The sequence below is a fragment of the Rossellomorea sp. NRS-1567 genome, from assembly GCF_050467885.1.
GTDB lineage: Bacteria > Bacillota > Bacilli > Bacillales > Bacillaceae_B > Rossellomorea > Rossellomorea aquimaris_C.
The window spans coordinates 237,155-251,979 of sequence record NZ_JBITPL010000015.1 but is presented as its reverse complement, the minus strand read 5'-3'; the positions used below and the strand labels follow the sequence as shown (position 1 = coordinate 251,979).

Below are 14,825 nucleotides of genomic sequence, written 5' to 3'. Positions count from 1 at the left end.
AGATTTTTATATTACTAGATGTTTACTAAGTATAGTCATTCAGATGACCCTTTGTTAAACATTAAATCATTGCTGCGGATTGTTACTAAATCATGTCGATCATAGCAATTTTCCATTAGTAGCCTCATGGCCTGAGCACGAATAGACTTCTCTAATACATTTCGTACATATCTGCCATTTGAAAATGCCATAGGAGATAATGTATTTTTTGCTGTGTGAAGGTGTTCCCGAATCTTTCTTTCTGCATCATGACTTAATAAATATTCCTTTTCCTCTAACATCCTTCTGCCGATTTCCATCAGCTGATCAACTGAATAATCAGGAAAGTGAAAAACGAGAGGAAATCGTGATTGGAGGCCGGGATTCAAGGTAAGAAAGTGTTCCATTTCCCTCGAGTATCCTGCCAGGATCAAGATGAATTCATGCTGCTTATCTTCCATATGTTTGACAAGTGTATCAATGGCTTCTTTCCCGAAATCCTTCTCTCCCCCTCTGCCCAGTGAATACGCTTCATCGATGAACAAAATTCCTCCTAATGCTTTTTTGACAAGGTCTCTTGTTTTCTGAGCTGTGTGACCAATATATTCACCAACCAGATCAGCTCTCTCTGCTTCAATTAAATGTCCTTTAGATAGTACATTCATTTTCAAGAACAGTTTTCCAATAATCCTTGCGACAGTAGTCTTTCCTGTACCAGGATTTCCTTTAAACATCATATGAAGGGCTTGTTTTCCCGCTTTCAACCCCATTGTTTCCCGTTTCTTATTAACATATATCCAAGCATAGATTTCTTTCACCATTTTCTTCATTTCTTCCATTCCGACCAGAGATCCAAGCTCTTCTTCTATTTCTTTTAATGCGACATGCTCTTGAGGGAGCGACTGAGGAACGGAATCATGCCTCAACGTATCTTTTACTGAACTCCGTTTTTGAGAATTCAATACAATGCTGATTTGACCATTATTTTTCATTCTCATTGGTTGATCCAATGGATTCACCTCACCATTCTTAAGACAGTATACGCTCCTGAAGATTTTAGGGTGACAAACGCCTATATTTCACCTGTTTTTTTCGACAAATAAGAAGAATTCTGTCTATTCCTGCGCTTTCCCGAGAAATAAAAAGAAATACGGAGTGATTTGCTTCGTTTATTTTTCATAACGTTTCATCGTATTCATAACTATTGAAAACTAAATTGGAACATTATAAGTGAGGGACATATAAAAAAAGCCTCTCTTATCATCCTATTCACTTACTTTTCGTTTCATTAATTATTTCTTGCAATCATGAATCAGATTCATGTCATGTATGATAAATCATACTGAAAATGACTACAAAAAAAGCTGCCCCTAGAGGCAGCTTTCGCTGTTTTTTCCTATTAATTGCTTTGTTCTTCAAAATTTATTTGGACATTACGCTGTGGAGCGAATGTTGAAATGGCATGCTTATAAACAAGCTGCTGTTTTCCTTCGCATTCAAACAGCACTGTAAAGTTATCAAAACCTTTCACTTGTCCACGGATTTGGAATCCATTCAGTAAAAATACCGTACATAGTGAACTCTCTTTTCTCAATTGATTAAGGAATTGATCTTGGATATTAATGGATTGTTTCATGGTTAGTCCTCCTCTTCTATCTCTACATTACTTATTCGACTTTAATTGTAGCTTTCCTGCAATAAATTCTGAAATATCCTCAATATTTTTGGTGCGTTGGCTCTCATTTGTCATATCGAACCAGGCAACATCCATTTTATTTCTGAACCATGTAAGTTGGCGCTTTGCATACCTTCTTGAATTTTGCTTTAGGCTTTCTATTGCCCGTTCCAAGCTGACTGTACCATCAAAATAATCGTAAAGTTCTTTGTACCCAATGGCTTGAACAGACTGAACATTTCTTATTCCTTCATCGTATAACTCTTTTACTTCTTCTAACAAACCTTGTTTCATCATCAGATCAACGCGAAGATTTATTCTTTCATAAAGTCTTTCCCGATCCATGGTTAACCCAATTAATGCAACTTCGTACTGCAGCTCCTGTGATTGCTTTTCTTGATACTCAGACATTGTCTTTCCAGTACAATGATAAACCTCCAAAGCACGAATGACTCGTCGGGTATTATTCCGGTGAATATTCCCTGCTGAAACGGGATCCACAGATACTAACCGATCATGAAGCCACTCGGAACCATTTTTCTCAAGGCTTGCTTCTAATTCCTCACGATAGTGTTCATCACCTGGAGTTTCAGTGAATTGATAATCGTATAATACCGACTGAATATACAGTCCTGTACCCCCTACTATAAGAGGGACTTTTCCACGTGAGTGAATCTCTGAAATTTTCTTTCGGACCAGTTGCTGAAAGTCTGCTACAGAAAAGGATTCCCCTGGATCTTTAATATCAAGCAGATGATGTGGGACTCCTTCCATCTCTTCAGGTGTGATTTTCGCGGTACCGATATCCATTTTTTTATAAACCTGCATGGAGTCACCACTTATGATTTCGCCATTATACCTCTTGGCAAGTTCTATACTTGTATTGGTTTTCCCTACAGCAGTGGGACCAATAAGAACGATCACTTTCTCTTTTTCAATTCTTGTCATACGTTCACTGCTTTCTATGTAAATGTTTCGTTACATATTATCGTACCATAATGATAGAGGTTGTTAAATCACATCTTGCCAGTATACCCAATTCTTTTATGTTTATTCAATATAAGAAGCTGTTTCCTCCTTTCTTCTTAGAAGTGAATGTACCCATTTCTATATGGGATAAAACTCAACGATATGAAACTCTCATACTATGAGGCTGGGACAAAACTAAAATGCCACGATATAAAGACGAACAATAGAAGTGTAGGTTCTTAATGCCGCTAATGATTTCCGTGCAAGACTAGGCTTTCCGCGGGTAGCCCGTGAGCCTCCTCGGCAAGCCTGCGGGGTCTCACATAAGCTACTTTTCCCGCAGGAGTCTTCGTCTTGCACTCCAATCAACCGCTGGAAACAGCTAAAATCAAATGTACCGAATTAAATAATAAACCCGAACAAATCTGCCTTCTAGGAAGCAGACTTGTTCGGGTTTTACTTAGGCTAAAACACTTTTGTCCCAGCCTCTATGGATGTTCATTATTTTTCATATAGAAATTGTTTTTAAACCTTTGATGACCAGCTGCTATAGACTTTAATTTGCTTTTAAAATTAACCTATCCCCATCTGGGTTTGAAATAGATGTTTGATGATAGTCCCCATTTTTCCATGCGTTTATTTGATTTTGATACCATTTACTTTTATAATGCCCCGATTGCCCCGGACCTACAATATGATAACCCTTGTTCATGTTCTCTGTATCAATAACAAATCTCCAGGAAGCCCCATGATTGACGATTCCACTTTCATTGTAACTCGCAGCGCCCACCGTCACCCTACTTCCTCCCACGGGCTCGGGATCCCGGTCATTTAAGAACCTTTTCAACACGGAAGAAGCTCCCGATAAAGGGTGTTCAAAGTATACTTTATGATACAGTCCCCACTTCCACTCGTCCATTGAAGAACCATAGGCTTCTTCCAGCTCGTCTATTGCTTGGGTAAATGAAGCTGTTATAAAAGTTTTGTACCCTCCCCTGTCCACAAACCACTGAGACTCCTCTCCGTTATGAGCTTTTCGAATGAGTTCATCCACGACACTTTGCCGGCCTTCAAACAATTTGATCATATCTTTTGGAATTTCCTTCTTAAATAGCCCAGTGGAAATTTCGTTCATCCATTGATGAAAAACGAGTGGCGCAGCAAAATTTTTATCATCTTTATAGTTCCAGGACTTCAACAACTCAACCGCTTCTCTTTCTTTAGCTGTTAGCGAGACACTCTCCATATCTTCAATAAGGATGGGAACCATTTCACGTGCATGTAAATTCATCTGATCCATTTGAAGGTCTTTCATATCGGAAAGAGTGAGATCATTTTCCGCTTCTAAATACTCCGATATTCTCATGTACCGATATGGCTGAGCCCAGTGATGACTAATGTGATATGGATATTCATCGGAAACTACTTTATTATTTGCTGTTGCAATGAAACCCGATTGGGGATTGATGACTTTTGGAAGCTCTTCGAATGGTATAAATCCTTCCCATTCATAATCAGGATCCCATCCGGGAACAGGCAGAAGTCCGTTCCCTTTTTTCCTTATAGGGATTTTCCCATTTGCCTTATACGCAATCGTCCCATCCTCTGAGGCAAAAACGAAATTTTGCGTAGGAACATGGAAATCCTTTAAGGCTTCTTCAAATTCATCCCAATCCTTTGCCTTATTGATATTAAGGATTGCAAGAAGTTCCAGACTTGGATCAAGTGCTGTCCATCTCATTGATAGTACTTTTTCACTCTCATTTTGATGAGCAAATTCTGAAATTACCGGACCATGCCTTGTGATTGTGACTTCATAAGGAATGGTGTTACCATCTTTTACTTTAATGGGCTCTTCTATGATCGTTGCCCTTTCCCAATTTTCATCATATAAAAACAGAGAAGGATCTTCTTCATTTTGTTTTTCAACATATAAGTCCTGAACATCAGGTCCCGTATTTGTTACCCCCCACGCAATTTGCTCATTATGACCAAGGATGATCCCTGGAATACCGGCAAAAATCACTCCACTCACATTGACTTGTGGTGATTCAAGGTGCATCTGATACCATATGGAAGGAGTTCCCAATGAGAGATGGGGATCGTCTGCCAGGAGGGGCTTACCACTGGCTGTTTTCTCTCCGCTTACCACCCAGTTGTTGCTTCCATTAAACTCAGGTGGAATGACTGCACCGGCAAATGATTGTTCCATATCAACCTGAACTTCTCCTATATCCGATAGAATGGTAGGAGCGTCTTCAGGGTATGACGGAAACAAATCATACGCTTTATCCTTTGGCAGGTTTTCTAATGCCCAATATCGGAAAGCCTGACCTTGCCAGTGGCCCCCTAAATCAAATGCCATATACTTCCCTATGGTTAATGAATCAATGGGAGTCCATTTTTCAGGTTTATAACCAAGCAGGGTAAATTCAATAGGGAGCCTTCCTTCATCTGTGGCTTCTTGCATATAAGCGTTGACCCCACCTGCATACCATTCGAGAAGCTGCTTGGCTTCATCAGGATATGCTGCAAATGAAACTTCCGCTGCCCTCCGCAAACCAAATGTCCGGAAGAACTTGTCCCGATCAACTGCTTTCTCACCGACCACTTCACTCAATCGCCCTGAAGCCTGCCTTCTGCTTAGGTCCATTTGGAATAGGCGATCCTGAGCCTGTACATAGCCTTGTGCCATATACAAGTCTTTTTCATTTTGAGCAAGAATATGGGGCACACCGTCTTTATCCCTGATCACTTCTACATCTTCGGATAACCCTTTTAAAGAAATGGAACCAGTTGTAACAGGCAGCGATCTGTCAATGTAATAATTTGCAAAAATTAGGATTCCAAGCATGATAAACATGATGGCCCCCGCTGTCCATAATGTAACTTTAAGGCGTTTATTCTTTTTCTCCCTTAGAAGCTCTATGTCTCCATTCATTCCATTTCCCCCTAGTATATATGGAATTTTCTGAAAATATCTATATCTTAGTATTAGCTTTATGTGAGAAGAATTCCTTCTACAAAAATGCATTCAGATAAATTTCATATATAAAAAAACGAAAGGGCTATTAAGCTCTTTCGTCTTATAGAGGTACAGTACGTTTCAATCTTGACCAGAAAGTCATGATTAATATCCCACTTGTTAAAAAGAAAATGGAGCAGGCGTAAAAAATAAAGTTAATAGTAAAGTAGTCTAATAGAAACCCAGTTCCCATAACGGCTCCACTTGAGAATAGAGACGTCCAAAAATGGTACACCCCGATACTCTTACCTCTTGAAGCATGGTCTACCACTTCACTTATCACTACCTTCTCTGACGTTTTCTGCAAAGCCCCTAATACTCCAAGTCCTACCTGAATGAAGTATACCTCATGAATGGAACCTGCCGATGGTATAAAAAGGAACAGGAAACTCATCCCTATGGAATAAATGACTAGAAGACTCGGACCTCCGATTAAATCAGACAGCCTTCCAATGAAACGATGACTAAGGGCGGCACTTAACGTAAACAACCCATAAGCAAAACCAAAACTGGAAAATGAACTGCCGATATTTTGTATGAACAATAGATAAAAAGGAAAGGATACACTTGCAGCTACCATGGCAAAACTTTGGGAAACAATCAACCACTTCATTGGCCATACTCCTCATAAAATAGATTCACAAAACGTTCATCCGGATCAAGCTGTCTCTTTTTCCTGAAAAATTCTTCTGCTTTTGGATAGGCAACATGCATTTGTTTTACAGTAGGATACTCGTAATAAGGGAGATAATAGCTTCCACTATGTTTCAGTGTCACGTCAACCATACCTTGAATGATATCTCCCGTCTTCTTCTTTTCCTTTTCATCCATTCCCTGATTGATTAACAGAACAAGTGCAAACATATCCTCTTTGGCGTAAGACATAACGGCTTCTTCATTGTGTGTCACGTATCGAACGGTAATATTCATTAAGTTAAGATCCTTATCAGCTAAGAACTTCCGTAAATCATCTATATATTCTTCATACTTATCCACTGGGATAAAATACTCTTGTAAGATATCTGTGTCATTCTTCCCCTCATGCTCCAGAAACTCTGATTCAGAACGCATCACATTATTTCTCGTTTCCAAATGACCGTCTCGATCCCGAAAAAATGATTTCTGCATGGTCCAAAATACATCTTTTCCCCAATTAAAATCTCTTGAGAGTCCTAACAAGAATTTAGTTAAGAAGGTAAATTTATCTTCTTTCAGTTGATTATGATTAGAGTACTCTTCATGCTTGGGACTTATCAAATAATCTGTCACATACATGTCTTGGAGAAATGTGTCAGGTGCTGTAGACAATCGGGCCAGATGCATTTTCACTTTGTCATTTTGTAAGACACTCTCTTTAAAATAGTTCTCATATTCATCATAGTTCAGTTCTTCTGTTTTTATATAATATAATTCATCTGAAGTAAGCTGAAGTTCCACATCCATTATGACTCCGAACAATCCGTATCCTCCGATAGCCAGCGGAAAATATTCTGAGTTTTCTTCTCTCGATACGGTTATGATTTCGCCGTCAGGCTTCAATAGTCGAAACCAATTCACGGTTTCAATTAAAGCACCATTTCGGATGTCTCTCCCATGCACATTTACAGATAAAGACCCACCTACAGTAAAAAGGTTTTGGGACTGCATCACTTTCACTGAAAGACCATAGGGGTTAATCGCTCTTTGAATATCATTCCAGGTTACACCACTTTGCACATGAATAGTTTTATGAACGGGATCAACTTTAAGAACTTTGTTAAATTCCGTCATGTCCAACACGATGCCATCCGGGTAATATGTATGACCTCCTTGACTGTGTCTCTTCCCCGCAATCGAAACTTTAAGGTCCTCTTTATGTGCTTCATTTATCGTATTGATTATACTATCCTCTTCCTGTCCTTTTACCATTTTTTTGATTTTAATTGGCATTAATCTACCTACATCTGAAATGACATTGTCCGAGTCAGTACTAGTTATCACCCACTGGAATATCACCGTGTAGGAAATCATAATAAGGATTAGCAACCATAACCTGTTTTTTCTCTTGGAACCAATAATCATTTCCTCTTCCTCCAAACTTACCCTTTTAGTGTAATTTTACACGATAATAGTTATTTTTCAATATATTTTTATTCAATATAACAAAGCTTGTGATGGATTATCATTTCAATCACAAGCTTTTTATGCTGATATCTACTCCATTTTTATTAAAATAAGAGAAAGATTCAATTAGTTACCATAATATTATTACTGGCAATAACCTTCCTGCACACCCCTTCGTTTAGACGGTGGAACATGTTGGGTACAAGACATTCAGGAGGTGAAGAACATGGCATTTGATTATGACCTTGATTTCGAGAAGATTGATTTTCGGGATCAGCCTGAAAAATACCGGGTGGGACGAGGGGAACAAGGTGTTTTACTTGTCGAACCCTATAAGAGTGAAATCCTTCCCCACTGGCGCTTTAAGACCACTGATATTGCCAAAGAATCTTCTAATAAGATTTATGAGATGTTTATTCAATATAAATTGGAAAATGATTTTGTAGGAATGGACATGGCCAGGAAGTTTCTACAAATGGGGTATACAAGAGCACGGCGTTACGCCAACTACCCAGGAGGGAAAAAGTATAATAAAGATGGAGATTTAAAAAGAAGAAAGATAGATGAAGAGAAAGCTGCATCTGCAGCAATATTCGAAACAAAGTGGAAGCTTGCCAGAGAGGATGAAGAATACCTTCATCTAAAAAAAGAACATCAAAACAAATATGGTTAATGACAAATAGAACAGGGATGAACTACTGCTGGTTCATCCCCTACTTCTGATATTACATGATACGTTTAAACATCTTTTCCAATTCATAAGTTGAATAGTGGATTATAATAGGTCGCCCATGTGGACAGGTAAATGGGTCACTGGTTCTTCTCAGTTCGTCCAGTAAAGCTTGCATGTCTTCATTGCGCAAATGATGGTTTGCCTTGATCGAACCTTTGCAACTCATCATAATAGCCGCTTCTTCCCGGAGTTTTTTGATATCAACCCGGTTCATTTTCAACACTTGTTCGATCATATCTTCGATGGTTTGCTGTTCTTCCCCTTTTGGAAACCATTGAGGATGCGCCCGGACAATAAAGCTATTGTAGCCGAACTCTTCCAGGAACACACCGACGTCTTCCAGAAGATGGCGGTATTCATTAATTTTAATATACTCGTCTGTAGAAAATTCAAGGTTAAGAGGGACCAGGAGTTCTTGGAGCTCCTTCGCAACCTCCCCCACTTTTTCTTTAAAGAACTCATATTTTATTCGTTCTTGAGCTGCATGTTGATCAATGATATATAGGCCGCGATCATTTTGGGCGAAGATATACGTACCGTGCATTTGGCCAACAGGGTAAAGTGGTGGAACTCTAGGAGAGTGACCTTTCTCATCGAATACTTCTGCCCCTTTTGTATCCTGAAATTCCATTTCTTCCTCAAGTGTGTGCGTTAAGTCCGGAACTGCCGGTTTATCTGAAACAGGAATTTTTGCCTCATGGGATTCGTTCATTTCTGGTTTTGGCTCATAAAGCTTTTCCAGCTCTTCTTTAGGAAGCAATCGTTCACGAACCGCACCTGCGAATCCTGCCCTCTCCTCTTTCGCCTGAGTATTAGCCGAATGGTCCAGACTCATAAACGTTTGCTCTGATTTCGGCTGTACAATCTTCGGTGCCACGGATCCTGAAGGAATCAATTCTTTTCCTTTAAACACATTTTTGATTCCTTCAGTAACTAATGTATTTAATTCACTTTCTTTACTAATGCGGACTTCCATTTTGGAAGGATGTACATTGACATCTACCAGAATTGGATCCATTTCTATGCTCAGAAGGACGATGGGGTGACGACCAATAGGAAGAAGTGTGTGATACCCTTCGCCGATCGCTTTCGCCAAAGCATAGTTTTTAATAAACCGCCCATTGATCATCGTTGAAATATAATTTCTGGAGGCACGTGTAACCTCCGGCAGGGAAATAAAGCCCTTAACCTTGAAATCAAGTGAGCTCACTTCAATCGGAACCATCTTTTTGGCAATTCCTATCCCATAGATTGCTGCCAGAACCTGCAGGACATCTCCATTACCATTGGTTTGTAATAAAGCTTTACCGTTGTGCAAAAGCTTGATTGAAACGTTAGGATGAGCCAGGGCAATCCGGTTCACCACATCTGTAATGTTTCCCAGCTCAGTGTGAATGGTTTTCATGTATTTTAATCGTGCGGGTGTATTGAAGAACAATTGTGAAACTGTGATATCTGTGCCTTTTCTTGACGACGTTTTTTCGAGTGAGTTGATTTCTCCACCTTCAAGCTCGATACACGTTCCTGGACCTTCTCCCGTACTCGTCTTTAACGTAAAATGAGAAACAGAAGCAATACTCGGAAGTGCTTCTCCTCTAAATCCTAAAGTCCGGATTCGGAATAAATCATTTTCATCTTTGATTTTACTGGTTGCATGACGCTTAAAAGCTGTTTGTACATCATCCTCTTCGATACCGTCACCATCATCAATGATGCGTATCGAATGTAAACCTGCTTCTTCTATATGAATTTCGATCACGGATCCGCCTGCATCTATGCTGTTTTCAAGGAGCTCCTTCACGACAGAAGCGGGTCTTTCCACCACTTCACCGGCGGCAATTTTATTAGAAAGCGCATCATCAAGCTGAAATATTTTCACCACAGTTTCACCTCCTTTAATTTTTTAACTTTTTTTGGATCCCATAAAGGGTGTTCATTGCATCCAATGGTGTCATCTCCAGGATATCGAGCTTTTTAAGCTCATCTAAACATTTCTTTTCTTTAGTAGTAAGATTTTCTTTTTTCCCCTTTTTCTCAGCAGCAAAGAAGGATAGCTGGGCAAGATCTTCTTCATTTGGTTCGTGTTTCCCACCAGCTGATTCCATCGCAGCAGCCACTTCTCTGGAGTAGGAAGGCTCATCCTTGCGCTCAAGCTCAAGAAGGATTTCGTTCGCTCTTTCAATCAGGGCTTTAGGCAGCTCGGCAAGCTCGGCAACATGAATTCCATAACTTTTGTCAGCTGCTCCCTCCTTGATTTTATGAAGGAAGACGAGCTTCCCGTTTTGTTCCATGGCACTTACATGTACGTTTTTTACCTTTTGTAATTCTTCTTCAAGAACCGTCAGCTCATGATAGTGAGTAGAGAATAAGGTTTTTGCCCCTATATGTTCATGAATGTATTCTATGATTGCTTGGGCCAATGCCATGCCGTCATAAGTGGAAGTACCACGTCCAATTTCATCAAATAATATTAAACTCTGCTGAGTCGCGTGGATGATCGCATTTTTCGCCTCTAACATCTCAACCATGAAAGTACTTTGACCTGAAATCAGATCATCCGCTGCCCCAATTCGCGTAAATACTTGATCAAAGATTGGCAGGTTTGCCTCACTGGCAGGAACATAACACCCAATTTGAGCAAGGATACTCGTTAAAGCTACCTGTCTCATATAGGTACTTTTCCCCGACATATTCGGTCCTGTTATGAGAAAGACTTCTTTTTCTTGATCCATATCGCAGTCGTTCGGAACATATTCCTGAGCACCCATCACCTTTTCCACAACCGGATGACGTCCGTCCCTCAACAGGATTCTTCTTTCTTCATTAAAGGCAGGGCGGGTATAATGACGCTTTTCACTGACCGTTGCAAAGCATTGAAGAACATCCAATTCACTTACGAGTTTCGCGAGCTTCTGAAGGCGGGGTATAAATTCCTTCACGCTTTCACGAATCCCCAGGAACAGTTCATATTCCAGATCCACGCTTTTTTCATCGGCTTGAAGGATAAGCGCTTCTTTTTCCTTTAACTCCGGGGTGATGAATCGCTCCGCATTTGTTAATGTTTGTTTTCTTTCATAGCGGTCTTCTTCCAGGTGTTGAAGGTTTGCTCTCGTTACTTCGATATAGTAGCCAAACACCCGGTTAAATCCAACTTTAAGGGACCTGATTCCAGTCCTTTCCCTCTCATCACGTTCGAGTTGAGCAATCCAGGACTTCCCGTTTCTACTTGCATCACGGTATTGATCAAGCTCATCATGATACCCATCCCGAATCAGACTTCCCTCTTTAATTGTAAGAGGAGGGTTTTCCACTAAAGCTAGATCAAGAAGATCTGTCAGCTCTTCGCATGGATCAAGTTTCTTTACGAGATCGTCGGTTGTTTCATTTTCGAGTGATCCGACCAAATGTTTTAACACGGGTACTTGCTGAAGTGATTTTTTCAGCTGAATCAGATCACGTGCATTCACATTACCGAACGCAACCCGCCCGGCGAGCCTCTCCAGATCATACACTTCCTTTAATCGTTCTCTAAGGTCCTGCCTCTCAAAGAATCGCTCCAATAGCACTTCGACAACCGTTTGACGTCTTTCAATGTCCTGTTTATGAATAAGTGGTCGATCGATCCATTGCTTGAGTAACCGGGCTCCCATAGCCGTCATCGTTTCATCTAATAGCCAAAGAAGCGAACCTTTCTTTCCTTTTGAGCGGATCGTTTCTGTCAACTCCAGATTTCTCTTTGAATAATAATCCATTTTCATAAATTGATGCAGCTGATATGTTTCAACTACTTGTAAATGATCCAGGCTTCTCTTCTGTGTACGGAAGAGGTAATGAAAAAGGATGGATGAAGCTTTTATTAGTTTATCTTGTTTTAAAGGAGCAACGAGATGAGCAAAATCTTCTCCGCCGTCAGCTTCTTTCTCATATGACAAGGTAACATCATTTCGTTCTTTAATCTTTCCTTGTATCGCTTCACCAAGGTCGGGATGAATGACGACTTCCTTCGCACCAACCGTGGATAATTCATTCAGCAATGCTTGAAGGCCATCTGTGACTAAGGTCACTTTTGTTTCCCCTGTTGTTAAGTCACTATAAGACAGTCCGTAAGTTTCATCATTAAAATCAGTCACAGAAGCAATATAGTTGTTCTCTTTGTCATTCAGGCCCTTTCCATCCATAACCGTACCTGGTGTAATGAGCTGAACAACTTCTCTCCGCACAACTCCCTTAGCTTGTTTCGGATCTTCGGTTTGTTCACAAATCGCTACTTTGAAGCCTTTATCGATGAGTTGCTCTATATAGTTAGGGGCAGAATGATACGGTACACCACACATGGGAATACGCTCCTTCCCTCCCCCATCACGACTTGTTAACGTTATTTCAAGTTCCTGCGATGCGGCAATGGCGTCGTCAAAAAACATTTCATAAAAATCACCTAAACGAAAAAATAAAAAGGCATCCTGGTATTCTGCCTTCACTTGTAAGTATTGTTTTATCATTGGAGTATATTGTGTCATGGTTTCATTCAAACCTTTCCAAGTAAATCTACTAATCTCGACTATTCATTATATCACACGTAAAAGGGATGGAGCATGTAGTAGATTGAGGAAACCGGATCTGGTCACCTCAAGATTAGTGGGTATATTTCCTTTTTTACAAAAAAATCCGCTTCCCGAATGAGGAGCGAATCGATGTCTTGTTTATTCGGATTGTTTTGCAATGTTTGACTCATCGTTCAAACAGCTGGTGTTTTTTGCCTTCAACTTGAAAAAATATTTATATGATAAGAAACCAATCAACAGTATAGCCCCTCCAATGAGAAGGTAGGTTTGTATGTTACTCATCAAAGACTGTACATATTTGAGGTTTCCATTCTTGCCGACTATTAACATCGTGAGGGTAATGGGAAATATTCCGATGAACGTAAGTCCGCCAAACTTCCATTTTTTCACTTTACTAATACCTGCAACATAAGAAATATAGTTACCAATGCCAAGCGGTCTCGTGATGGCAATACTCCACAATCCACATTTCCGAAACCATTTCTGACCTTTAGCCATTTTCTTTGAGCTGGTTTTTTCTTTGATTTTATCTTTTAATTTATATCCTATACCATATGGGATATAACTAAATACCGTATATACCAAGCTGCTTGTGAATGCTAAAATGATTAGCTTCGTCCAGGATGGATCCAAAAGGTAACCATATGTCAGCGTCACGAGGGCTCCCGGAAATGGCAAGGATGATGCTTCAATCGCATTTCCAGCGAATAACCCCCACATTCCAAGCTCCTTAATTAAATTTATTACGAAATCAAACATCGGTGTGTTCCCTCCACGATTCATTTACATACCCTTTTCCCTATTTTGCATATTAAAAACGCTCATAAAGAATAAGAATTCATCCACTGGAGGGAAATAATGTATCTGAATGGCCCCTTATTCCATTTCCTCAAGAAATGCATGACCGTCTATTTTCCATTGATCCTCAATCGTATCTTTCCGAATGATGAATTGAACGTTATTTTCTTCTTGAGATTGATTGGAACGTATCCATTTCACTCTAAGCTTAAGCTTCATCCCAACAAGTACCGGTAAATCCTCTACAGGAAGTATCGATCTCTCTGTAACATCTATATGTTTCACTCTCTTAAGGACAGACCCACCACTTCCAAACATCACTTGTGAAATCAGCTTTTCATCCTGCTGATTGACAGCAATCTCCATAACGCTGATCAACTCATAGGGGTCCAATTTGTATAGAAACTCATCCAGTTTTCCACCTGCTTTTAAAATCATGATCTTATGGGCCAAATCAGGCGTTGGCGTTTTATGGGTTGTACTTCCATAAAAATGCACGCAGAAATGTCCCGGAAAATTGTTTTGGAGAGCACCTGCTCCGTGCGGCATCCCGTTCATTGAGGCAGATATCAATTGATCGTGTACTAAAACGAGAATTGCACGACGGTCCCAACTCCATTTTCCTCCATAGATGGCTTTCATGATTTTCGTGTCTTTTTCAGTAACTGGTTGTACATCTGCATGTTTGCTTCCCGCTCTTCTTTGTACCTTGAAAGAAAGGCCGGTTTCTACATCAATGATCGTAAAATACGATTGTTTAGGAATGATATCTTTCACTTCATCCCACGGAAGTATTTCTACAGTAAAACTAGGCATTGCCCCCGCAGGCTTAGGACTGCATGCAAAAAGTAAAGACACAACCATCATGAACCTGAATAAATAAAGCATGTAAAGACCTCTTTTTTTTCTTAGTTTCTAATCACAACTACAAATACATAACCATCAATTTTTGGCAATTAGGATTTGACATGAAAGAAGCCT

At 39.9% G+C, this 14,825-nt stretch carries 11 protein-coding genes; 1 reads left to right on the top strand and 10 read right to left on the bottom strand.

What is annotated here, in order from left to right:
* Positions 1-35: 35 nt before the first annotated feature.
* From spoVK to ACIFOD_RS10605, 6 genes are all read right to left on the bottom strand, one after another.
* On the bottom strand, positions 36-989 hold the full coding sequence (gene spoVK, locus ACIFOD_RS10630; protein ID WP_397551620.1) for a stage V sporulation protein K: 954 nt from the start codon (positions 987-989) through the stop codon (positions 36-38).
* Positions 990-1,378: 389 nt separating this feature from the next.
* Positions 1,379-1,615: an RNA chaperone Hfq gene (gene hfq / locus ACIFOD_RS10625; RefSeq protein WP_113968114.1), complete on the bottom strand. Its 237-nt coding sequence runs from the start codon at positions 1,613-1,615 to the stop codon at positions 1,379-1,381.
* Positions 1,616-1,642: 27 nt separating this feature from the next.
* Positions 1,643-2,602, bottom strand: coding sequence for a tRNA (adenosine(37)-N6)-dimethylallyltransferase MiaA (gene miaA, locus ACIFOD_RS10620; RefSeq protein WP_430314554.1), 960 nt, complete (start codon positions 2,600-2,602; stop codon positions 1,643-1,645).
* A 577-nt stretch (positions 2,603-3,179) separates the two neighbouring features.
* Positions 3,180-5,564 carry a penicillin acylase family protein gene (locus tag ACIFOD_RS10615; RefSeq protein ID WP_430314553.1) on the bottom strand — a complete coding sequence of 795 codons (2,385 nt, stop codon included), beginning with the start codon at positions 5,562-5,564 and terminating at the stop codon, positions 3,180-3,182.
* 145 nt (positions 5,565-5,709) lie between these two features.
* Positions 5,710-6,261, bottom strand: coding sequence for an MFS transporter (locus tag ACIFOD_RS10610; protein ID WP_430314552.1), 552 nt, complete (start codon positions 6,259-6,261; stop codon positions 5,710-5,712).
* Positions 6,258-7,658: an FAD-binding oxidoreductase gene (locus ACIFOD_RS10605; RefSeq protein ID WP_430314551.1), complete on the bottom strand. Its 1,401-nt coding sequence runs from the start codon at positions 7,656-7,658 to the stop codon at positions 6,258-6,260. Before ACIFOD_RS10605 ends, ACIFOD_RS10610 begins: the two co-directional genes overlap by 4 nt.
* 319 nt (positions 7,659-7,977) lie before the next feature.
* Between ACIFOD_RS10605 and ACIFOD_RS10600 the strand changes: the two genes are divergently transcribed.
* Positions 7,978-8,424, top strand: a complete 447-nt coding sequence (locus ACIFOD_RS10600; RefSeq protein ID WP_430314550.1) for a DUF4385 domain-containing protein — start codon at positions 7,978-7,980, stop codon at positions 8,422-8,424.
* Positions 8,425-8,476: 52 nt separating this feature from the next.
* Here the strand turns inward: ACIFOD_RS10600 and mutL are convergent, their stop codons facing one another.
* From mutL to ACIFOD_RS10580, 4 genes are all read right to left on the bottom strand, one after another.
* Positions 8,477-10,366, bottom strand: coding sequence for a DNA mismatch repair endonuclease MutL (gene mutL / locus ACIFOD_RS10595; protein WP_430314549.1), 1,890 nt, complete (start codon positions 10,364-10,366; stop codon positions 8,477-8,479).
* 13 nt (positions 10,367-10,379) lie between these two features.
* Complete coding sequence (gene mutS, locus ACIFOD_RS10590; protein WP_430314704.1) at positions 10,380-13,001, bottom strand: DNA mismatch repair protein MutS; 2,622 nt, start codon at positions 12,999-13,001, stop codon at positions 10,380-10,382.
* 183 nt (positions 13,002-13,184) lie between these two features.
* Positions 13,185-13,805 carry a DedA family protein gene (locus tag ACIFOD_RS10585; RefSeq protein ID WP_430314548.1) on the bottom strand — a complete coding sequence of 207 codons (621 nt, stop codon included), beginning with the start codon at positions 13,803-13,805 and terminating at the stop codon, positions 13,185-13,187.
* Between the two features lie 117 nt (positions 13,806-13,922).
* Positions 13,923-14,732, bottom strand: coding sequence for a hypothetical protein (locus tag ACIFOD_RS10580; RefSeq protein ID WP_430314547.1), 810 nt, complete (start codon positions 14,730-14,732; stop codon positions 13,923-13,925).
* Positions 14,733-14,825: the final 93 nt, after the last annotated feature.